Origin of the sequence: Streptococcus sp. oral taxon 431 (assembly GCF_001553685.1) — a bacterium.
Lineage (GTDB): Bacteria > Bacillota > Bacilli > Lactobacillales > Streptococcaceae > Streptococcus.
In genome coordinates this window covers 188,848-207,487 of record NZ_CP014264.1, presented here as the reverse complement: position 1 = coordinate 207,487, position 18,640 = coordinate 188,848, and the positions used below count along the sequence as shown (strand labels likewise).

General features: G+C 40.5%; 23 protein-coding genes. 2 read left to right on the top strand and 21 right to left on the bottom strand.

Translation table 11 applies throughout. From position 1 onward, the window contains the following. On the top strand, window positions 1-987 hold the full coding sequence (locus AXE83_RS01090) for a LacI family DNA-binding transcriptional regulator (RefSeq protein WP_060955105.1): 987 nt from the start codon (window positions 1-3) through the stop codon (window positions 985-987). 62 nt (window positions 988-1,049) lie between these two features. Here AXE83_RS01090 and AXE83_RS01085 read toward each other — a convergent pair whose 3' ends face one another. The 14 genes from AXE83_RS01085 to AXE83_RS01020 form a co-directional block, all read right to left on the bottom strand. Further along, on the bottom strand, window positions 1,050-1,991 hold the full coding sequence (locus AXE83_RS01085) for a YitT family protein (RefSeq protein ID WP_060955104.1): 942 nt from the start codon (window positions 1,989-1,991) through the stop codon (window positions 1,050-1,052). Continuing rightward, window positions 1,969-3,732: an aspartate--tRNA ligase gene (aspS, locus tag AXE83_RS01080; RefSeq protein ID WP_060955103.1), complete on the bottom strand. Its 1,764-nt coding sequence runs from the start codon at window positions 3,730-3,732 to the stop codon at window positions 1,969-1,971. Before aspS ends, AXE83_RS01085 begins: the two co-directional genes overlap by 23 nt. Window positions 3,733-3,880: 148 nt before the next feature. Then, window positions 3,881-4,096, bottom strand: a complete 216-nt coding sequence (locus AXE83_RS01075) for a hypothetical protein (protein ID WP_060955102.1) — start codon at window positions 4,094-4,096, stop codon at window positions 3,881-3,883. 18 nt (window positions 4,097-4,114) lie between these two features. Further along, the gene (locus AXE83_RS01070; protein ID WP_060955101.1) at window positions 4,115-4,756 is read right to left on the bottom strand and encodes a CPBP family intramembrane glutamic endopeptidase; all 642 of its coding nucleotides are present in this window, start codon (window positions 4,754-4,756) and stop codon (window positions 4,115-4,117) included. 9 nt (window positions 4,757-4,765) lie between these two features. Next, window positions 4,766-5,440, bottom strand: coding sequence for a DUF3169 family protein (locus AXE83_RS01065; RefSeq protein WP_045762549.1), 675 nt, complete (start codon window positions 5,438-5,440; stop codon window positions 4,766-4,768). Between the two features lie 94 nt (window positions 5,441-5,534). After that, window positions 5,535-6,263 carry a DUF3169 family protein gene (locus tag AXE83_RS01060; protein ID WP_075227014.1) on the bottom strand — a complete coding sequence of 243 codons (729 nt, stop codon included), beginning with the start codon at window positions 6,261-6,263 and terminating at the stop codon, window positions 5,535-5,537. Window positions 6,264-6,270: 7 nt separating this feature from the next. Beyond that, entirely contained in the window at window positions 6,271-6,621 is a 351-nt protein-coding gene (locus AXE83_RS01055; RefSeq protein WP_045762548.1) for a PspC domain-containing protein, read from the bottom strand. After that, a complete protein-coding gene (locus tag AXE83_RS01050) occupies window positions 6,618-6,821 on the bottom strand; it encodes a hypothetical protein (RefSeq protein ID WP_060955099.1) in 204 nt (67 codons plus the stop codon). Before AXE83_RS01050 ends, AXE83_RS01055 begins: the two co-directional genes overlap by 4 nt. Beyond that, entirely contained in the window at window positions 6,821-7,021 is a 201-nt protein-coding gene (locus tag AXE83_RS01045; RefSeq protein ID WP_060955098.1) for a hypothetical protein, read from the bottom strand. The genes AXE83_RS01050 and AXE83_RS01045 overlap by 1 nt, the downstream gene beginning before the upstream one ends. Further along, the gene (locus tag AXE83_RS01040; protein ID WP_001176235.1) at window positions 7,021-7,227 is read right to left on the bottom strand and encodes a helix-turn-helix transcriptional regulator; all 207 of its coding nucleotides are present in this window, start codon (window positions 7,225-7,227) and stop codon (window positions 7,021-7,023) included. Before AXE83_RS01040 ends, AXE83_RS01045 begins: the two co-directional genes overlap by 1 nt. A 9-nt stretch (window positions 7,228-7,236) precedes the next feature. Further along, complete coding sequence (locus tag AXE83_RS01035) at window positions 7,237-7,701, bottom strand: hypothetical protein (RefSeq protein WP_060955097.1); 465 nt, start codon at window positions 7,699-7,701, stop codon at window positions 7,237-7,239. Further along, window positions 7,701-8,981 carry a histidine--tRNA ligase gene (gene hisS, locus AXE83_RS01030; RefSeq protein ID WP_049526407.1) on the bottom strand — a complete coding sequence of 427 codons (1,281 nt, stop codon included), beginning with the start codon at window positions 8,979-8,981 and terminating at the stop codon, window positions 7,701-7,703. Before hisS ends, AXE83_RS01035 begins: the two co-directional genes overlap by 1 nt. An 80-nt stretch (window positions 8,982-9,061) precedes the next feature. Further along, on the bottom strand, window positions 9,062-10,309 hold the full coding sequence (locus tag AXE83_RS01025) for a hypothetical protein (RefSeq protein ID WP_060955096.1): 1,248 nt from the start codon (window positions 10,307-10,309) through the stop codon (window positions 9,062-9,064). A gap of 187 nt (window positions 10,310-10,496) precedes the next feature. Then, complete coding sequence (locus tag AXE83_RS01020) at window positions 10,497-11,348, bottom strand: Rgg/GadR/MutR family transcriptional regulator (protein WP_060955095.1); 852 nt, start codon at window positions 11,346-11,348, stop codon at window positions 10,497-10,499. Window positions 11,349-11,479: 131 nt separating this feature from the next. On the opposite strand from AXE83_RS01020, the gene AXE83_RS01015 reads away from it, so the two are divergent. Next, window positions 11,480-12,049: an MptD family putative ECF transporter S component gene (locus AXE83_RS01015; protein ID WP_060955094.1), complete on the top strand. Its 570-nt coding sequence runs from the start codon at window positions 11,480-11,482 to the stop codon at window positions 12,047-12,049. A gap of 310 nt (window positions 12,050-12,359) precedes the next feature. Here the strand turns inward: AXE83_RS01015 and AXE83_RS01010 are convergent, their stop codons facing one another. The 7 genes from AXE83_RS01010 to AXE83_RS00980 form a co-directional block, all read right to left on the bottom strand. Continuing rightward, window positions 12,360-13,052: a methionine ABC transporter permease gene (locus AXE83_RS01010; protein ID WP_049495467.1), complete on the bottom strand. Its 693-nt coding sequence runs from the start codon at window positions 13,050-13,052 to the stop codon at window positions 12,360-12,362. A gap of 1 nt (window position 13,053) precedes the next feature. After that, the gene (locus AXE83_RS01005; RefSeq protein WP_060955093.1) at window positions 13,054-14,115 is read right to left on the bottom strand and encodes a methionine ABC transporter ATP-binding protein; all 1,062 of its coding nucleotides are present in this window, start codon (window positions 14,113-14,115) and stop codon (window positions 13,054-13,056) included. Beyond that, window positions 14,108-15,481 (bottom strand): M20 family metallopeptidase, encoded by a 1,374-nt coding sequence (locus tag AXE83_RS01000; protein ID WP_060955092.1) that lies wholly within the window; start codon window positions 15,479-15,481, stop codon window positions 14,108-14,110. Before AXE83_RS01000 ends, AXE83_RS01005 begins: the two co-directional genes overlap by 8 nt. A gap of 121 nt (window positions 15,482-15,602) precedes the next feature. After that, on the bottom strand, window positions 15,603-16,457 hold the full coding sequence (locus tag AXE83_RS00995) for a MetQ/NlpA family ABC transporter substrate-binding protein (protein WP_060955091.1): 855 nt from the start codon (window positions 16,455-16,457) through the stop codon (window positions 15,603-15,605). Window positions 16,458-16,610: 153 nt separating this feature from the next. After that, complete coding sequence (locus tag AXE83_RS00990) at window positions 16,611-17,453, bottom strand: amino acid ABC transporter substrate-binding protein (RefSeq protein WP_060955090.1); 843 nt, start codon at window positions 17,451-17,453, stop codon at window positions 16,611-16,613. Between the two features lie 102 nt (window positions 17,454-17,555). Then, a complete protein-coding gene (locus tag AXE83_RS00985; protein ID WP_060955089.1) occupies window positions 17,556-17,879 on the bottom strand; it encodes an AzlD domain-containing protein in 324 nt (107 codons plus the stop codon). Further along, window positions 17,869-18,564, bottom strand: a complete 696-nt coding sequence (locus AXE83_RS00980; protein ID WP_148130252.1) for an AzlC family ABC transporter permease — start codon at window positions 18,562-18,564, stop codon at window positions 17,869-17,871. Before AXE83_RS00980 ends, AXE83_RS00985 begins: the two co-directional genes overlap by 11 nt. Window positions 18,565-18,640: the final 76 nt, after the last annotated feature.

Here is an 18,640-nt window from a genome sequence, read left to right as displayed (position 1 = left end):
ATGCCTGTTACGATTAAAGACGTGGCCAAGGCTGCAGGGGTCTCACCCTCAACCGTAACCCGTGTTATTCAAAACAAATCAACCATTAGCGATGAAACCAAAAAACGAGTTCGAAAGGTAATGAAAGAACTCAACTATCATCCTAATCTTAATGCCCGAAGCCTGGTTAGTAGTTATACGCAGGTTATCGGCCTGGTTCTTCCAGATGATTCAGACGTTTTCTATCAAAATCCTTTCTTTCCTTCTGTCCTTAGAGGAATTGCACAAGTTGCTTCAGAAAATCACTATGCTATCCAGATTGCAACTGGAAAAGACGAAAAAGAGCGCTTAAATGCAATTTCACAGATGGTTTATGGAAAGCGTGTAGACGGTCTTATCTTCTTGTATGCCCAAGAAAATGACCCCTTGGTTAAACTCGTTACTGAAGAACAATTTCCCTTCCTCATCCTTGGGAAATCACTATCACCCTTCATTTCACTTGTTGACAATGATAATATTCAAGCTGGTTTTGATGCGACAGAATACTTCATCAAAAAAGGATGCAGCCGCATTGCTTTCATCGGCGGTACCAAGAAACTCTACGTTACGCAGGATCGTCTAACAGGTTACGAGCAAGCCCTCCAAGAACACAAACTATCTCTTGATAGTCATCGTACCTTTTTCGCTGATGGATTTCTTGAAGAAAAGGGATATAAATTTAGCAAACAACTTTTTGAATACGATCCAAAAACCGATGCTGTTATCACAACAGATAGCCTCTTAGCTGAAGGTGTTTGTAACTACCTCAACGAACATCAGCTGAATGTCCCTGTTCTTAGCTTTGACTCTGTAAATCCAAAATTAAACCTAGCAGCCTATGTCAATATTAATAGTCTAGCTCTCGGCCGCACTTCGTTTGAGACTATTCTTCAAATCATCAATGATGTCAAAGAAAATCGTCAAATCTGCTATCGTCAAGTCATTGCGCATGAAATCATTGAAAAATAAGAAAAACCAGCTCTAACACTTTTGCTTAGAGTTGGTTTTTTGTAATCTATTTTTATAATTGATTAGTTTTCGACTTCGACAAATCGGCCTAGGATATGAACATTTTCTGAAACAGAAACAAAGGCTGTTGGATCAACTTGCTTCATGATCAGTTTAAAATCATTGAACTCTGCACGAGTGATAACCGTAATCAAAACAGCCTTACGTTCGTGGTTATAAGTTCCTTCAGCATCATGGATCATAGTCGCTCCACGGTGCAATTTATGATGGATTTTCTCAATGACTGCATCTGGATTGCTAGTAACAATCATGGCCTGCATGCGTTTTTGTTTGGTGAAAACTGCATCTGTCACACGACTTGAGACAAAGATAGTAATCATGGAATAAAGGGCATATTTCCAACCAAAGGTCACTCCAGCAATCAACATGATGGTACCGTTCACCAAGAAAGAGATGCTTCCGACGTTACGACCTGTCTTCTTACGAATGGTTAGGCTGACAATATCTGTTCCGCCACTGGAGATGTTATGACGTAGCGCAAATCCGATTCCAAGCCCCATGACAACACCCCCAAAAAGGGCATTGATGATTGGATCTTCTGTCAAGACCACCACCGGCACAAACTGGATAAAGAGCGAACTCATAGATACCGTGATAAAGGTAAAAATCGTGAACTTATGTCCAATTTGATACCAGGCCAAAATCATGAGAGGAATATTGATGGTATAAAATGCTACTGAGATTGGGAAATGAAACCCAAACCAGTGGTTACTTAGAGCAGATATAATCTGGGCCAAACCTGTCGCACCACTTGAATAAACGTGCCCTGGTTGGAAAAAGAAATTGACAGCTACTGCTGATAGAAAACCATATACCAGAGAAGCTGAGATTTTTTCATCGTATTTTTCTCGAGAAATACTTTGTAAAACACGCAAAATCTTTACTCGATAAGCAAAGCGGCGAAGATAATGATTCCACTTTTTAGTTAGTTTCGTTTGTTTCATCTTGTTCTACTTGTAGATTAAGTTCCTCTAATTGTTTAAGAGCTACTGTTGATGGTGCTTGCGTCATTGGATCAGTTGCTTTGTTGTTCTTAGGAAAGGCGATGACTTCACGGATATTTTCTTCTCCAGCGAGTAACATGACAAAACGGTCAAGACCGATAGCCAAACCACCGTGTGGTGGGAATCCATAGTCCATGGCTTCCAAAAGGAAACCAAACTGGTCATTGGCTTCTTCAGCTGAGAAACCAAGAGCTTTGAACATACGTTCTTGCAGTTCTTTTTGGTTGATACGAAGGCTACCGCCACCAAGTTCATAACCGTTTAGGACGATATCATAGGCAATGGCACGAACCTTAGCCAATTCACCCTCGAGCTCGTGAGCAGTTTCTGCTTGAGGAAGGGTAAATGGATGGTGGGCGCTCATATAACGGCCTTCTTCTTCAGACCATTCAAACATTGGCCAGTCAACAACCCAAAGGAAGTTAAATTTATCATTATCAATCAAGCCTAGTTCTTTAGCAATACGTCCACGAAGGGCACCAAGAGTTGCATTAGCTACTTCAAGCGTATCAGCCACAAAGAGAACCAAGTCCTTATCTTCAAGACCAAGCGCTGTTGTCAAGTCTGCTTGGATACCAGTCAAGAATTTCGCAACTGGTCCATTTAATTCTCCATCAACTACCTTGACCCAAGCAAGACCTTTGGCACCATACTGTTTAGCTACTTCTGTCATCTTGTCGATGTCTTTACGAGAGTAGTTGTCTGCTGCGCCTTGAACTACAATGGCTTTAACGGCAGGTGCTTCTGAGAAGACCTTGAAATCAACACCCTTGACAAGATCTGTCAAGTCTTGAAGCAACATTTCAAAACGAGTATCAGGCTTGTCAGAACCATAAAGAGCCATAGCATCATCATACTTCATTCGAGGGAATGGCAGTGTTACTTCGATGCCTTTTGTTTCCTTCATCACGCGCGCAATCAAGCCTTCTGTGATGTCTTGGATTTCTTGCTCAGTCAAGAATGAAGTTTCCAAGTCGACCTGAGTAAATTCAGGTTGGCGGTCACCACGCAAGTCTTCGTCACGGAAACATTTAACAATTTGGTAGTAACGATCAAACCCAGCATTCATCAACAACTGTTTTGTAATCTGCGGACTTTGAGGAAGAGCATAGAAATGCCCTTTATTAACACGAGATGGCACCAAATAGTCACGCGCCCCTTCTGGTGTTGATTTAGAAAGGAATGGTGTTTCCACATCGATAAATTCCAACTCATCCAAGTAGTTGCGGATAGAATGCGTTACCTTGGCACGAAGTTTAAGATTTTCCAACATTTCTGGACGACGAAGGTCAAGGTAACGGTAACGTAGACGCGTATCATCGTTTGCTTCAATGCCATCCTTGATTTCAAATGGTGTTGTTTTAGCTGTGTTAAGTACAGTAAGAGCTGTTACATTCAGTTCAACTGCTCCAGTCGCCAACTTATCATTGGCCTGCTCACGTGCAGCAACTTGACCAGTCACCTCGATGACAAATTCACTACGAAGGCTTTCAGCTGTTGCCATCACCTCTGCAGATACTTTTTCTGGGTTGATAACCAACTGCATGATTCCTTCACGGTCGCGAAGATCGATAAAGATCAAACCACCAAGGTCACGACGACGTGCAACCCAGCCTTTCAAGGTAATTTCTTGTCCGATGTGCTCCTCACGAACACGACCAGCATACATACTACGTTTCATGTTTTCTCTCCTCTTTTATTCTGTTACTATTTTACCATAAAAGCGCAGGCTCTTCATGAAAATCATCAGAAAAGTTGAGAAGAATCCTGCTATAAATGAAAAAATCCAGCAAAGTCATTCGCTGGATCTTATTTTACTTGGAATTTCTTTATTTTTTACGCTTTTCAGCAATCTCTGCAGCCTTTTTAGGGAGAACAATCTCCGTTGCATAGGCTGTCGCAAATCGCATAATACCTGCAATTGGTGCAAAGATAACTGCTAGATGGTTATAAAAGAAATCCCCTTTAAAAGCATAGGCAAGCGCTCCAATGATAAAGAAGAGAACAACTGCCTGAATCACTGCTAATAATATCACTCGTTTCATGACTTCCTCCTGAGTCTATTATAGCATGAGAATCATTAAAAATCCGATTAAATTATTTAAAGCATGTAAAGCAATGCTGTAAGCCAGTCCACCCTTGCTGATATAAGCCAACCCCAAGCTCAAACCGAGGGAACCATACACTAGGAATTGTTGTGGAGTTCCAGGGAAATGAACGAGGGCAAAGATGATGCTTGTTACTAGTAGAAAGAGAGCTGTCTGCTTGATGTTATCCTGTTGAGGGAAGACATAACGAGCTAGCATACCTCTAAAGGTTAACTCTTCTGTCAGGGGCGCAAAGACAACTATCATGAAGAAAGCGAAGAGAGGTTGATTATGAGTCAATTGTTCTGCCGTCTGTTGATTGACTGATGGATCATTTGGCAAAAAGAATTGAGCAACAATGACAAGGGCCCACACCAAGGCAGGCAACCAGATGTATTTGTTGAGGGCTGTTTTTTCAATCGTAACGGTTCCTGTCTTATACCACTTGTAGGTAACGAAGGTGAAAATTCCTGCTAATAAGACATAAATTGGGACAGCAACATATTCAGGCGCACCCATTTTCATGGCTTCTAAGCCTACGCCCTGAATAAAACTATAGACCATAATAAATGATAAGAAAGTAAGACTATACCAGCCAATATTTTTAAGTGTTTTCATAAGATTCTCCTATTTAAAATAACGTTTTGTTTTTCGTAAATGTGCAACATTGATATAGATATGGATGACAACTAAAAGAACTAAGGCAACCACTTGTATTTCTCGTAAAACAACTGATAATACTATCAATAAAAAATAGAGTGATGGCAGTAAAATTTGATCCAGCCTAAACAGAGTTAAAAAGGCACTCTCCATCTCTGCCTGCTTTTCTCCCTCATCATAACTGTTAAGATAATCTAAAATATCTTTTGGAGTGTAATAAGCAGACAGTTTATAGTGTCGAACGATAAAAATAGTTCGCAACAAGTAATTGGCAACAATAATGTATAAGCATAATAGAATAAGAGCTGGAAGAATTAGCAAGGTATTCTTAAATATCGGAGAAATCAGTATAATCCCACTGGTCATCATTGCTATCATCAAAACATTGGAAGAAACCGAACCATAATCCAAGTAACGATAGGCTCTTACATAAGTCTGATCACTATCTTCTTCCTCTGTCCCCCTTTGATAAAGAGTATAAACTTCTCGACTCTTACCAAGATAATACATGGCTAAGATGAAGGAAAGTCCTCCAATAACGAGAGTAAGTCCATAAATAGTAGGTAAGACTTGTGACATTTGAATCTGTTCAACTATACCTCTAAGAGTGTAAGCAAAGACTCCTACAAAAGCACTTAACATACACACTCCCACTCTCCACCATCTACGATTATTATTCATTTTCTGGCCCCTATCTAAACCAACTAATAACTTTTAGTAGTTTCAGTGATTGTTCCTATTTGAAATAACGTTTCACCATAGGTATTTGCATTACATTGATATAAATATGGACTACCGCTACGGCTAAAAGAGCTAATAACTGAATTTCTCTTGTAAGCACAGAAACGATAGTAATAAAAATATACAAACCTTGTAAAATATATTGGTTTAATTGAAATAAAATCCGAAAACTCTGTTCCAAATTAGCTTGTCGCTCTCCTTCATCGTAAGAATTGACATAATCTAACACATCCTTTGGCATGGAGAAAAATGCCAAATCAAACTGACGAACAATAGAAATTGTCTTCAAAAGATGTTTTTGAACAACAAATAGCAACATCAACCCTAGAAAAGAGAGTGCTAAAGTTAGATAACTATTACCAAGTATAAGCACTTCAGTCGCCGATATAAAAAATGCTAACAAAGTCGTAACTGAAACTATGTTAGAAGCAATTGTTCCAAACTCAAGATTTCGATACATTTGCACATAATAGGTTTCATTCAGATTATCATCCATTTCCTCTTGATACAAGGAGTGAAATTCCCTACTTTTCTTTAGGAAATTGAAAGCCAAAAGGATACTAATCAATGCCAATAATAAACTAGAGCCAGAAAACCAAGGAATCAAATCTGTTAGATTGAAACTGACTCCCATTGCCAAAGCACGTCCCATAAACATACCTGTAATAAATACTGATATAAACAATAATAAGAAATATAGCACTCGTTTCTTTTTCATATTCATACTCCCTCTAAACTAAACCAGCCAACCACTGACCAAAGGCTTTACCTGATTCAAAAATAGCTGTCAAACCTTCTGCTCCAAGCGACACCAAAAGCAAACAAACAACAAATAAGAGAATAGCTTGGTTTCTTGCTTTTTTCGCTCTATCTCCCAATGACTCTTTACCTAGCCAACCTGCTAGATAAGCATAGAGAGCCACTATTATAATCCCAATCTCCGTCGAAGAAAGAAACAAGAAGATCGTCACCAAACGAACGATATTGGTTTGGATGTTAAAATAGTTTCCTAAACCTGCACAGACACCTGCAAGTGCTTTGTCTTCAGTATCGACTTGAAAACCTGCTAAAAATTCTTTCATGATTCTTCTCCTCTTACAACTTCTACATTTTTTAATTTCTTTTCAATCCATTCAACTACTGGGATGAGGCCAAAGTAAATCCAAAAGGATTGCTCACTTTGATACAGATTAAACCAGCCTAAGTCTGTCCCAATAATTAGAAACACGCCGACCAATAGAGCTACAAGTGCTACATAATAGAACAGTTTATGTCTCAACATCATTTCTCTCCTTTTACGAGCTCTTTGAACTTTATTTTTTTCTCTACCCATCTAAAGACTAATAGTAGCACTATATTAATCCAGAAGAGATATTTACTTTCAACAATTGTAAACCAACCAAATAGGGTTCCAATCATGGCCAAAAGATTCACGATAAACACAACGATACATAGATAATAAATCACTTTATACTTGTTCATCACTCATCCTCCTCTAAGCGAAAAACTGACTCGACTGGCTCATTAAAGATCTGAGCAATCTTCAGAGCAATGACGATGGAGGGCGTGTACTCATCCCGCTCCAATAGACTGATGGTTTGCCTGGATACGCCTGCTAGCTTGGCCAGTTCAGTTTGATTCAGGCCATCGCGAGCCCGAAGCTCTTTTAGACGATTTTTTAGTTGCATGTCACACACCTACTTTCCGTCAAATTGAATCGTTTGGATATCCTCAATGCGTTGTAGTTTGAATTTTTCTTTTCCCTTTTTATCTACACGTCGTAGCTTGACCCATTCCTCATCAACATCCACAACTTCCCAGTTATCTGTTCCAAATAATTGTCCAACGATGACCGGCGTTCTCCCAATCATTTCTTTTAATAATCTTGACATTTCTGTATTACCTTTCTCTTTTCGCTCAAACTTTTTGATTTTATTCTCTAGTTTCTTGACCTTTTGAGAATGGTAGATACAAAACATAATCACAAGAGGTACAAATCCTAATGCCCACATAATTGTTCCTTTCTCCTTTTCTCTTAACTTGATTATATTGTAACACATCTTTTTCTTTTTGACAAGCATATTTGTCAAAAAGTTTATGATTTTTGTCATTTTGCAAAAGAAAACGGTCAGGAGTAAGATCCTGACCAGTTTATCTGTTATTAAAATCCTAATTTTGCAAAGATTTCTGAGAAGTTTTGGCTGATTGTTTCAAGTGAAACTTGAACTTCTTCTCGAGTTTGGTTGTTCTTGACTGTCACTTGTCCGCTTTCGACTTCGCTCTCTCCAAGAGTGATAAGAGTCTTAGCAGCAAAAACATCGGCTGACTTGAATTGCGCTTTGAGTTTACGGTTGAGGTAATCACGCTCTGCTTTGAAACCTTGTAGGCGAAGAGCTTGTACCAACTCCAAGGCTTTAAGATTTGCTCCTTCACCGAGAACGGCGATATAGACATCTAGGGCGTTTTCGATAGGGAGAGACACACCTTGCTTTTCAAGGATGAGAAGCAGACGCTCTACACCAAGTCCAAAACCAAATCCAGCAGTCTCAGGACCACCAAAATAGGCAACCAAGCCATCGTAGCGACCACCTGCACAGACTGTCAAGGCATTGCCCTCAATCTCAGTGATGAATTCAAAAATCGTGTGGTTGTAGTAGTCCAAACCACGAACCATATTGGTATCGATGATGTAATCTACTCCAAGATTTTCCAGCATCTGACGGACAGCAGCAAAGTGGGCTTGGCTTTCTTCATCAAGGTAATCCAAGATAGACGGCGCATTCTCTACTGCCACCTTGTCTTCTTTTTCCTTAGAGTCCAAAACACGGAGAGGATTTTCCTCCAAGCGACGTTGGCTATCCTTAGACAAGGTCTCCTTAAGTGGTGTCAAATAGTCAATCAAGGCTTGACGGTAGGCCGCACGACTTTCGGGATTTCCAAGAGTGTTGAGGTGGAGTTTGACACCTTGAACACCGATTGCTTTCAAAAAGTGGGCTGCCATAGCGATCGTTTCCACATCTGTGGCTGGATTACTTGATCCAAAGCACTCCACACCAATCTGGTGGAACTGGCGCAAGCGACCTGCTTGTGGGCGCTCATAGCGGAACATTGGCCCCATGTAGTAGAACTTGCTTGGTTTTTGAACTTCTGGTGCGAAGAGTTTATTTTCCACATAAGAACGAACAACTGGTGCTGTTCCCTCTGGACGGAGAGTGATATGGCGGTCACCCTTGTCGTAAAAGTCATACATTTCCTTGGTTACGATATCAGTTGTGTCTCCAACCGAACGACTGATGACTTCGTAGTGCTCAAAAATAGGCGTGCGTACTTCTGCATAGTTGTAGCGTTTGAAGATTTCACGCGCAAATCCTTCAACGTACTGCCATTTGGCAGACTCAGCAGGTAAAATATCCTGCGTTCCTTTTGGCTTTTGTAATTTCATAGGGAATCCTCTTTATAACTTAATAGTCCTATTTTACCATAAATGAAGGGATTGGGACAGTCTGAAAAGAAGACGAACACCTAAATTTCATTTTTGAGATTGAGACTTGTCAGAAGAATAGCTATCAGAGAAAGACCTACGAAAAGTATCCAAGTCAACTGTATATCCCATACCGCCACCAGTGAAAAACAGGCCGTCCCCACTGGTATGGATAGAGTAAACAACAAACCTAAAAAATTACTAGTGCGAGAGAGAACCTCTGGAGCAAGATTTTTCAGCAGCATGGAACTAATTTTAGGGGAAATTTTACCAGAGATATACATGGTAAAAAAGACGAAAAGCATCCCGAGCAAGACTTGGTTTAACAAATTAGATAGACCAACTAGACTGGCTCCTAATGTGACCCACATCATCAATTTAGGCAAAGATTGCTTCCCAAAATAATCATTTCCCGTAAGACTACTGATGATAACTGCTAATAAGGTAATCAATTGTAAGATAAACAATGCATCCTTGTAGGAAAAATTCAGTAAGGAATGATTTAAAAGGAAGATGTTATAGATACCACCTAAGGCACCACCCAAAGCATTGATAAGCAAGATAGCAAAGAGCATAAAACCAAAGTTTTTCTGTCCACTTTTAAGAAAAACGAGACGTAAGTTTCGATAAATCGTTAAAAATTGATCTTTGATAGAAAGTTTCTCATTTTTCAGTGATTTACTATCAACAAGTGGAGTTGATAAGCTTAATTCAGCCCTTCCTAAAAAGAGAATGAGAGCTGATACTAGGAAAAATATGGCATTGATTCCCGCTACGAGCGAAAAGTTCTGTGTTGACACCCCTAATAGCCAAACTCCAAAAGCTTGGCCGCCAATAGCAGAAATATAGGTAATAAACTGGGAAAATGAGTAAGCCTCCATCAAATCTTGCTCTGCTACCTTTTCTTTAACGAGAGGCATTCGCAAGCCACCAGCAAAATCACTGGCTACATCACTAAGGACATTGATGAGGCAAAGGGTCGAAAAGGCAAAGAAACTAGCTTGCTGAACAACTAGGGCTGCTAGAAAAAATAAAACCGCCTGAAATAAACCGACATAGGTCATCCATTTGACCTTGTCCCTCGTGTAATCAGCCCGAATTCCCACAAAAACTGTAAAAAGAGTTGGAAGCATCATCACAACATTCGCCATGGCAACGGCAACAGAAGCCTCTGGCAAAGTCGAGGCATAGACCACAAATACTAAATTAAAAATGGAAGCACCAAAAGCATTGAAAAATCGTGATAAGCTCAAAACTCTGTATGCTTGATTTCTTAGTAATAGTTTCATATAGATTCCTTTCTTTCTCACATTCTACTTTTATGGTAGCTCTAGTATAGCATCAAGAAGACCTTGAGAATATTTTTTGAATATATGCAACAGATTAAACGAATAACGAAAACGCTAGAATTTTCTACTACTAATAAGTATCTTCACAGTCCTATCGTTTCAATTTAATTTACCTAGTTGCAAATATTCAACACTCCCTGGCACTTCTATAATAGTCTGCAGATTTGCTACAACCAATCATTTCAAAAATACGGACAGCGTCCTCCATCTTTCTCTGTCCTTCCTCCACTCTTCCTTGCTTACTATCAAGCAAACCTTCTGCCCATAGGTAGACTATTCGAAAATAGGTTTCATTTTCTTCAAAGAAGTTCTTTTCAATTTGTTTTTTGAAATAAAGGGCATTGGTAAAATCATCAACTTCAATGCAGGCCATAAAACCATTGAGGAGCAAGGTGTGCATCATATTCCGATTTTTCCCAACTCCTTGCAAGAAATCTGACTTCCGCAACATTTCCCGAGTATACTTTGTCAAAAGCTGGACTGATAAAAGAGGAGAGCAGGAAGAAAAGAACGAAAGTTCATAGAGCCCCCAAATTTCAACAGAAAATAGATAATCATGTAGGACTCTTTCTTCCTCAGAGATCAATGTAACCGTCTCATCAATAGCTTTCATATAGGATTTTATCAAAATAGCTTTGAGAATGTGTTGCTGTTTATCCTTTGAAAAAGGAAGTTGTTGATATTCTCTCTGGTAGAGAGTACGCAAGGATGTCAAATCTTGTGGGTCGATAGCCTCGACTATTCTGTTTCTAAATTCAGAATAGGCATCCTGATGAAAACCTCTCGCCAAAAATAACAATTCTTCCATACTCACATGAATATTCTCCAAAGCTGTGATTAACTTTGGAGCAGATATTTCACTCTGACCATTTTCAAAACGTGATAATAAGGATGCTGAAAAGCGTCCACCTGTTGCTTGTCTCAAGGAGATTTTTCTGGACTCCCTTAACTCTTTAAAAACTTTTCCTAAATTCTTCATCCTCTTACCACTCGTCTTTTATTTTTTCTTATTTTACCACATTTCCTAATAAATACTAGTTCCAAGCTAGCATTTACAATCTGCCACAGGCATGATACAATGAATAACATCAGATATACGAAGGAGAACTTATGAAAAAGAATATCTTGACAACCCTTGTAGCCGCTCTTGTCTACTTTCTCTGTATCGGAGTGGGGGTTCTACTAGGGAACCTTGTCGACCACACTGGAAATATGTTTTACGCCCCTGCCTTTTCTGCTCTTGTGGGTGGTAGCGTCTATATGATCCTTTTAGCAAAAGTGCCTCGTTTTGGAGCGATTACTTCGATAGGACTTGTGATTGCTCTCTTTTTCCTCGGGAGTAAGCATGGTGCTGGAGCCTTTCTGCCAGGTATTATCTGCGGTCTTGCAGCAGATGACATCGCTCACCTAGGCCACTACAAAGATAAGGTCAAGAACCTTCTTTCCTTCCTAGTTTTTGCTTTTGGTACTACTGGTCCCATTCTACTCATGTGGTTGACCCCTCAAGCCTATATAGCAACTCTAGTCACTCGTGGAAAATCTCAGGACTATATCGATCGCATTATGGTTGCACCGAATCCTGCTAATATCCTCCTCTTTATCACAAGTGTTCTCATCGGCGCTTTACTTGGTGCCCTGATTGGACAAGCACTTAGTAAAAAATTTGCAGATAAAATGTGATAGAAAAAAGAGCCACACGGCTCTCAGTAGGTAGACAAACCCTTTCGGTAATTAAAGAAGCTTGGTTACTACATCTTGAAAACTCTTAGAAATGCTGTTCTATGCTCTTTTTATACTCAATGAAAATCAAAGAGCAAACTAGGAAACTAGCCGCAGGCTGTACTTGAGTACGGCAAGGCGACGTTGACGTGGTTTGAATTTGATTTTCGAAGAGTATTAAGAGTTTTTTATTTTCTCTAATAATAGAAAAAGATTGAAGAAAATTGTCCAAAATTGACTTTTTCTTCAATCTGAGAGCCACAGGGCTCTTTTATTTATGACTTAATTTCTTGGTCAAGAAGTCTCCCAAGAACTGAATCGTAAAGATAATCAAAATGATAATAATGGTTGCCAAGATGGTCACATCGTGATTGTAACGGTTAAAACCATAAGCGATAGCTACGTTACCAATACCACCTGCTCCGACCGCTCCCGCCATAGCTGTTTCACCGACTAGTGAGATCAAGGTCACAGTTGTCACACGGATCAAGTCTGGTAGACCTTCCGATAGGTAAACACCTACGATGTCCCAGAAAGTAGCTCCACTGGCTTGAGCTGCCTCGATGACACCACCATCTAGCTCAGCCAATACCACCTGTACTTGACGGGCAAAGAAGGCAAAGACTGCAAAAGATAGCGGAACGATAGCCGCATTTGGACCAATGCTTGTTCCTACGATTAGATGAGAGAAGGGTGACAAGACTGCCAAGAGAATGATAAATGGTACCGCACGGAAAATAGAGGTAATCTTATCCAAAATCCAGAAAACAACTTTATTTTCCAAGACACCACCTGGAGCTGTCAAGACAAGGAAAAGCCCTGCAACCAGTCCTAGGAAACCTCCGATGATAAAGGAAAGAACCGTCATATAAAGAGTCAAGTAGATAGCTGTTCCCCAGCCAGCTTGACCAGACCAACCCATCTTGTAGACGTTTGGTAAGTATGCTTTAATCAATTCTGCCATCTTACTGTCCTCCCTTCAATACTATTAGTTGCACACCAGCCTGACGGATGGCCTCTTGAGCGCTTGCCAAGGCTTCTTTTTCCCCTGACAAGACAACCACAAGCTCACCAACAGGAGTACCATCCAAAATTTCGATGTTTCCATAGAGAATATTTGCTGTTACTTGGTAGTGCTTATATAATTCATTTAAAAGTGGCTCATCTGTAGAAGCTCCTGCATACTTGAGTTGTACCAGAATACTCTTGTCAGATAAGTGCTCTACGATTTCTTGTTTCTCAATCTTGACCATAGCTTCGTCAATACCTGTGGCTGTTGAGATGAAGTCTTGAGTCAAAGGTTGTTTAGGATCTGAGAAGATTTCAAGAACGCTACCCTCTTCAATCAAGCGACCATCTTGCATAACGGCTACACGGTTAGCAATGTCTTTGACAATCTGCATCTCGTGTGTAATCAAGACAACGGTCAAACCTAGTTTTTGGTTCAAATCTTGCAGCAAAGCTAAGATTTGCTTGGTTGTCTTAGGGTCAAGGGCAGAAGTTGATTCATCTGAAATCAAGATTTTTGGATCATTGGCCAAGGCACGCGCAATAGCCACACGTTGTTTTTGACCTCCAGAAAGCTGTGAAGGGTAGTTTTCGGCACGGTCCGCAAGACCAACCAAGTCAAGCAGTTTAGCTACTTTAGCCTTCTTTTCTTCCTTGCTGAGTCCAGAGTGTTTAAGGGCAAAGGCTACATTCTCCTCTGCTGTCTTCTGGCTCATCAGGTTGAAATGCTGGAAAATCATCCCGATATCCTGACGTTTACGACGCAACTGCTCTGCCGTCAAGGTCACCTTGCCATCAAAAATCACATCGTCGTCAATGGTAATTTTGCCTGCAGATGGCTTTTGTAAGAGGTTAATAACACGAACTAGGGTTGATTTCCCTGCTCCAGAATATCCAACGATTCCGTAGATATCCCCTTCTTGAATGTGAATGGTCACATCCTTGACCGCTGTAATGGTTCTTTTCTTTTGGTGAAACGTCACATCGATCTGATCTAACTTAATAATATCTCTACTCATAGCTTCTAATCAGCTCCTCTACTAATTCAATATGGGTATAATAATCGGCGATTCGCACATTTTCATCTCCACCATGGTCTCGGCTATTAGCATTTCCAAGCCCAAAGGCAACCATGGGTACTTCTAAGGCATCAAAGACCGTATGCATAGGTCCTGTCCCAGCTGTAGTCGGCAAGACTGAAACGCCCTGTGGATAGAATTTCTTGGCCAACTCGATCACATTGAGAATGGCTGGCGCACTCATATCGCTCCGATAACTCATCTCACCCAAGGTATAGTACAATTCTACCTTATCAAAGCCGTTTTTGTCTAGTTGTTTCCGGATTTTATCCAAAACATCATGTGGTTCCAAGCCTGGAACCAAGCGGACTTCTAGCTTGGCACTAGCCTCAGCCGGTAGAATCGTTTTAACTCCTTGCCCCTGATAACCAGACTGGATCCCTTCGATATTGAGTGCTGGTTCAAAGAAGAAACGTTTGAGAAAGGCTGTACGTTCCTCTTGTAAAAGTGGCAATTCCAAGCCATAAATCTGGCTGATTTCCTCTGGATTGCGTTGAGCATAGGTTTCAACCAAGGCCAACTCACGTTCGTTCGGCTCCTGCACATCATCGTACAAGCCCTCAACTAAAATACGCCCATCTGCAGCTCGCAAACTGGTCAAGGCTTGAATGAGATACCATGGAGCTGACTCCACAATACCACCATAGCTGGAGTGGATATCCACATCAGCGCTTTTTACCTTGGCATCAAAGGTCACAATTCCCTTATTTCCGCCAGAAATTTCTAGCTGTTCCAAGGCATTTTTAGTTCCTTGTTCCCAGACCAACAAATCTGCGCCACGGAGTTTGTCCGCATGCTTTTCCAGATACTTATCCAGGTCTGTCGAAGCCGATTCCTCCGCTCCCTCCATAATAAAACTGATATTGACAGGCAGGTCATCGTGGTGCTGCATGTATTTTCTCAAAGCACTCAAACGAGCTGTGATATGACCCTTGTCGTCGTCAACCCCGCGTCCATACATGATGCCATCACGCACAGAAAGCGTAAAAGGATCCTCGGTCCAGACTTGGTCGCTATCCGCAGGTACTGTGTCATAGTGGTTGTAGAAAATGATAGTCTTGGCATTTGGGCGTGAACTTTTAAAGTGCGCCATGACAAAGGGTGCCGTATAACTCTCATCAATCTCGACCTCTGCACCTACACGCTTGAAAATCTCGCCTAGATAACGAGCCACCTCTTTAAGGCCGACTTGTTGGGCAAAGACTGATTTTTTAGAAATCAGGGTACGCAAAACCTCAAAGTAATGCTGGGCTACATGATCCTTTTCAAATTTTTCAATTTGTTCTTCTTGGCTAGGAAAAACCATTTTCTCTCTACCTTTCTACTAGGACTTGTACCTTTGGAATCAATACAAGTGGATATTCCTTTTCTTTAGTCTCTATATAAAAGCAAGAGGTGGAAAAATCTCTCCCACCTCCCTGTGTTTATTACCAAACTGGTTGATCCAAGCCGTCTGAAGTTTCTTCGATAACTTTTTTCACTTCATCAGTGTGGTAAGCTGCGATAATTTTCTTGATTGCATCAGCTTTAGGTGATGATTCCCAATCTTTTTTCGCAACGATGATGTTGTACCATTGTTTTGAGTTTTCGTCAGCTTGCTCTTTAAAGAGTGCTTTCTTGTAGTCCAATTTTGCTTCTGTAACAAAAGTGTTGTTGACAACAGCCGCATCAACGGATGACAATGAACGAGCTGTTTGACTTGCGTCTAATTCAGTAATTTTCAAGTTCTTTGGATTTTCTGTGATGTTTGCGATTGTCGCAAGCGCAGTTCCTGAAACGTCCAATTTGATCAAACCAGCTGATTGAAGAAGGTAAAGAGCACGACTTTCGTTAGTAGCATCGTTAGGTACAGCGATTTCTCCGTTTGCTGGGATTTCTTCCACTTTAGTGTACTTGTTTTCTTCTCCGTTTTTACCTGAGTAAAGGCGGATTGGTGAGATATAAGTATCTGCAATCGCTACAAGATCTTTACCGTTTTCTTTGTTCCAGTTGTTCAAGAAGTTATAGTGTTGGAAAGCGTTCAAGTCTACTTCACCATCAGCAGTTGCTTTGTTTGGTTGTGAGTAGTCTGTAAACTCTGTGAATTCCAATTTAATTCCGTCTTTTTCAACCAATTCTTGAACTTTGTCCCAGCGTGCTTCTTCTGAACCGCTACGGTTAACAGTCGCAATTTTAACTGTAGTTGCATTGTCTGCTTTCTTTTCTGAATTTCCGCAAGCTGCAAGTGCAAGTCCTGCTACTGTAGCGATAGCTGCTACGCCTAACCATTTTTTGATTTTCATGATTCGTTCTCCTTTAAAAATAATACTGTAATAGTATCTCATACTTTATTTGATTTAGCAAATTGTTTTAAGATAGGTAGACTTATAGTTTAAAACTATATACTCAAAGAGGACAAAATCATCCACCTACGAGAGAATGGATGATTTACAAACTTATTTAATATCAGCTTCTGCTGGGAGGTAAGAACCACCAAAGAATTGTTGAGATAATTTTTCAAGAGTTCCGTCTTTGTATAGTTCTTGGATGCGTTTGTCAACAAATGATTTCAATTCATCTTGACCTTTGGCAAGAAGTGGGTAAACGTAAGGTTGTTGGTCGCTTGGAAGTTCGATGACTTTCAAGTTATCCAAACCTTGGTTTTTGATAACTGTTTCTACACCGATTTTATCAAAAATCTTGTAGTCAAACTGGCCATCGCTCAAGCGTCCCATGATTTGTTGGAAGTCAGCTTTTGTGTAGTTAAGGACAGTTGGGTTATCTGCGTGTTGTTTGTTGTATTCTTCCAATTGTTTAGCTGATGTTGTTCCTTGAACGACTTCAGTAGATTTTCCACCGATATCATCAAGCGACTTGATACTGTTATCATCTTTCTTAACTACGAGAACATTAGGGTTTTTAGCAGTTGGTGCTGCGTAAAGGTACTTTTCTGCACGTTCTTTAGTGTAGCTGATGTTGTTAACTGCCATTTGGTAACGATCTGCGTCAAGACCTGCAAATATACCTGACCATTCTGTCTTTTCAAACTTGACAGTATACTTGTCTGAGTCTTTAAAGATGGCGCGAACGACCTCAATCTCAAAACCAGTTAACTCACCGTTTTCTTCATAGTTAAATGGTTTTGGTGACGCGTTAGTTGCTACAACGATTTCTTTCTTATCAGATGTTGCTTCACCAGATGCTGCCTCTTTCTTTTCACCACCTGAGCAAGCTGCCAATACACCTGCGGCTACAAGCCCTAGGGCAGCAAGTGATGAATATTTAACGATTTTTTTCATGATATTTCCTCCAAAATAGAATACAATCTTATCTTAACAGAAAAAAAGGAATTACGCTATTATATGATTTCTATATTTGTGATAGGTTTTCTTTATGGCTGATTAAAAGACCAAACGTAGGACTGCTATCAAGACCACCCCAAAGAGAACAGTCCCTACCAGATTGCGATAGCGAAAGGCTACAAAAGCCGTTGGAAAGACTGCTAAAAAGTCTAACCACTTTATCTGTGGAAGGCTTCCAACTTTTCCTGCCACAACACTTGAAAGAATCAAGGCAAAGATAATAGAAACTGGTAGAAATTTCAAAAAGCGCTCGACAATAGGTGGCAAACCCTTGTACTTGGCTAGGATAAAAGGAATCATTCTTGGAATCCAGGTCACCAAGCCAGAAAAGACAATTGCTACTAAAATATACTTACTGACCATCCAAAACCACCCCCATGGTACAACCTAGCAAGGTCGCAAACAAGACAGCTAATGACTGAGACACCACCGTCAAGAGCAAAAAGAAAGATACAGCTACAACTGCTAAAATTATGAAGAGATTGCGCAAAGGAATCCGTTTTTGCATAATCTGAAACTGGGAAGTAAAAATCCCAATAAACATCCCCACTAGGGCAAAATCTAAGCCAAAAATTTCTGGATTTGGTAGAAGTCCACCTAGAGCAGTTCCGACAACAGTTCCGACAAACCAGGCTAGATAGCTGTTAAGGTTGTTCCCGTGCATCCACATGGGGTTAACCTTATCCGTATGCACCAACTCGCCCATCAAAACGCCATAGGTCTCATCAGTCAAGAGGCTAGACATACCGATGTTTTGCCAAAGACTGGTATGACGGAAATAAGTCGACGCATGTAAGCTCAACAAAAAGAGACGCAGATTAATCAAAAAGACCGTCATAGCAATAGCTGCCACAGGGGCTTGAACTGCTATCAAGGCTATCATAGCAAACTGGGCACTTCCAGCATAGACAAAGAGACTCATTAGGCCCATTTCTACTGGTGTCACATAGGGCGAACCGATAATCCCACAGGCAAGGCCAATACTAACATAACCCAGAGCCGTCGGCATGGCTGCCTGCACACCTTCCCAAAATCCTTTTTCTTTCATAAACTTCCTCACTAATCATTCCTTCAGCAACTGCTTTTCAAACAGTCACAGCAAACATTATTATAACATATTCGTA

Bases quoted from the DNA above. Each gene is read 5' to 3' on its own strand.
- AXE83_RS01090 (WP_060955105.1), top strand. From the start codon at position 1: ATGCCTGTTACGATTAAAGACGTGGCCAAGGCTGCAGGGGTCTCACCC.
- AXE83_RS01085 (WP_060955104.1), bottom strand. From the start codon at position 1,991: ATGAAACAAACGAAACTAACTAAAAAGTGGAATCATTATCTTCGCCGC.
- aspS (WP_060955103.1), bottom strand. From the start codon at position 3,732: ATGAAACGTAGTATGTATGCTGGTCGTGTTCGTGAGGAGCACATCGGA.
- AXE83_RS01075 (WP_060955102.1), bottom strand. From the start codon at position 4,096: ATGAAACGAGTGATATTATTAGCAGTGATTCAGGCAGTTGTTCTCTTC.
- AXE83_RS01070 (WP_060955101.1), bottom strand. From the start codon at position 4,756: ATGAAAACACTTAAAAATATTGGCTGGTATAGTCTTACTTTCTTATCA.
- AXE83_RS01065 (WP_045762549.1), bottom strand. From the start codon at position 5,440: ATGTTAAGTGCTTTTGTAGGAGTCTTTGCTTACACTCTTAGAGGTATA.
- AXE83_RS01060 (WP_075227014.1), bottom strand. From the start codon at position 6,263: ATGAATATGAAAAAGAAACGAGTGCTATATTTCTTATTATTGTTTATA.
- AXE83_RS01055 (WP_045762548.1), bottom strand. From the start codon at position 6,621: ATGAAAGAATTTTTAGCAGGTTTTCAAGTCGATACTGAAGACAAAGCA.
- AXE83_RS01050 (WP_060955099.1), bottom strand. From the start codon at position 6,821: ATGTTGAGACATAAACTGTTCTATTATGTAGCACTTGTAGCTCTATTG.
- AXE83_RS01045 (WP_060955098.1), bottom strand. From the start codon at position 7,021: ATGAACAAGTATAAAGTGATTTATTATCTATGTATCGTTGTGTTTATC.
- AXE83_RS01040 (WP_001176235.1), bottom strand. From the start codon at position 7,227: ATGCAACTAAAAAATCGTCTAAAAGAGCTTCGGGCTCGCGATGGCCTG.
- hisS (WP_049526407.1), bottom strand. From the start codon at position 8,981: ATGAAATTACAAAAGCCAAAAGGAACGCAGGATATTTTACCTGCTGAG.
- AXE83_RS01025 (WP_060955096.1), bottom strand. From the start codon at position 10,309: ATGAAACTATTACTAAGAAATCAAGCATACAGAGTTTTGAGCTTATCA.
- AXE83_RS01020 (WP_060955095.1), bottom strand. From the start codon at position 11,348: ATGAAGAATTTAGGAAAAGTTTTTAAAGAGTTAAGGGAGTCCAGAAAA.
- AXE83_RS01015 (WP_060955094.1), top strand. From the start codon at position 11,480: ATGAAAAAGAATATCTTGACAACCCTTGTAGCCGCTCTTGTCTACTTT.
- AXE83_RS01010 (WP_049495467.1), bottom strand. From the start codon at position 13,052: ATGGCAGAATTGATTAAAGCATACTTACCAAACGTCTACAAGATGGGT.
- AXE83_RS01005 (WP_060955093.1), bottom strand. From the start codon at position 14,115: ATGAGTAGAGATATTATTAAGTTAGATCAGATCGATGTGACGTTTCAC.
- AXE83_RS01000 (WP_060955092.1), bottom strand. From the start codon at position 15,481: ATGGTTTTTCCTAGCCAAGAAGAACAAATTGAAAAATTTGAAAAGGAT.
- AXE83_RS00995 (WP_060955091.1), bottom strand. From the start codon at position 16,457: ATGAAAATCAAAAAATGGTTAGGCGTAGCAGCTATCGCTACAGTAGCA.
- AXE83_RS00990 (WP_060955090.1), bottom strand. From the start codon at position 17,453: ATGAAAAAAATCGTTAAATATTCATCACTTGCTGCCCTAGGGCTTGTA.
- AXE83_RS00985 (WP_060955089.1), bottom strand. From the start codon at position 17,879: ATGGTCAGTAAGTATATTTTAGTAGCAATTGTCTTTTCTGGCTTGGTG.
- AXE83_RS00980 (WP_148130252.1), bottom strand. From the start codon at position 18,564: ATGAAAGAAAAAGGATTTTGGGAAGGTGTGCAGGCAGCCATGCCGACG.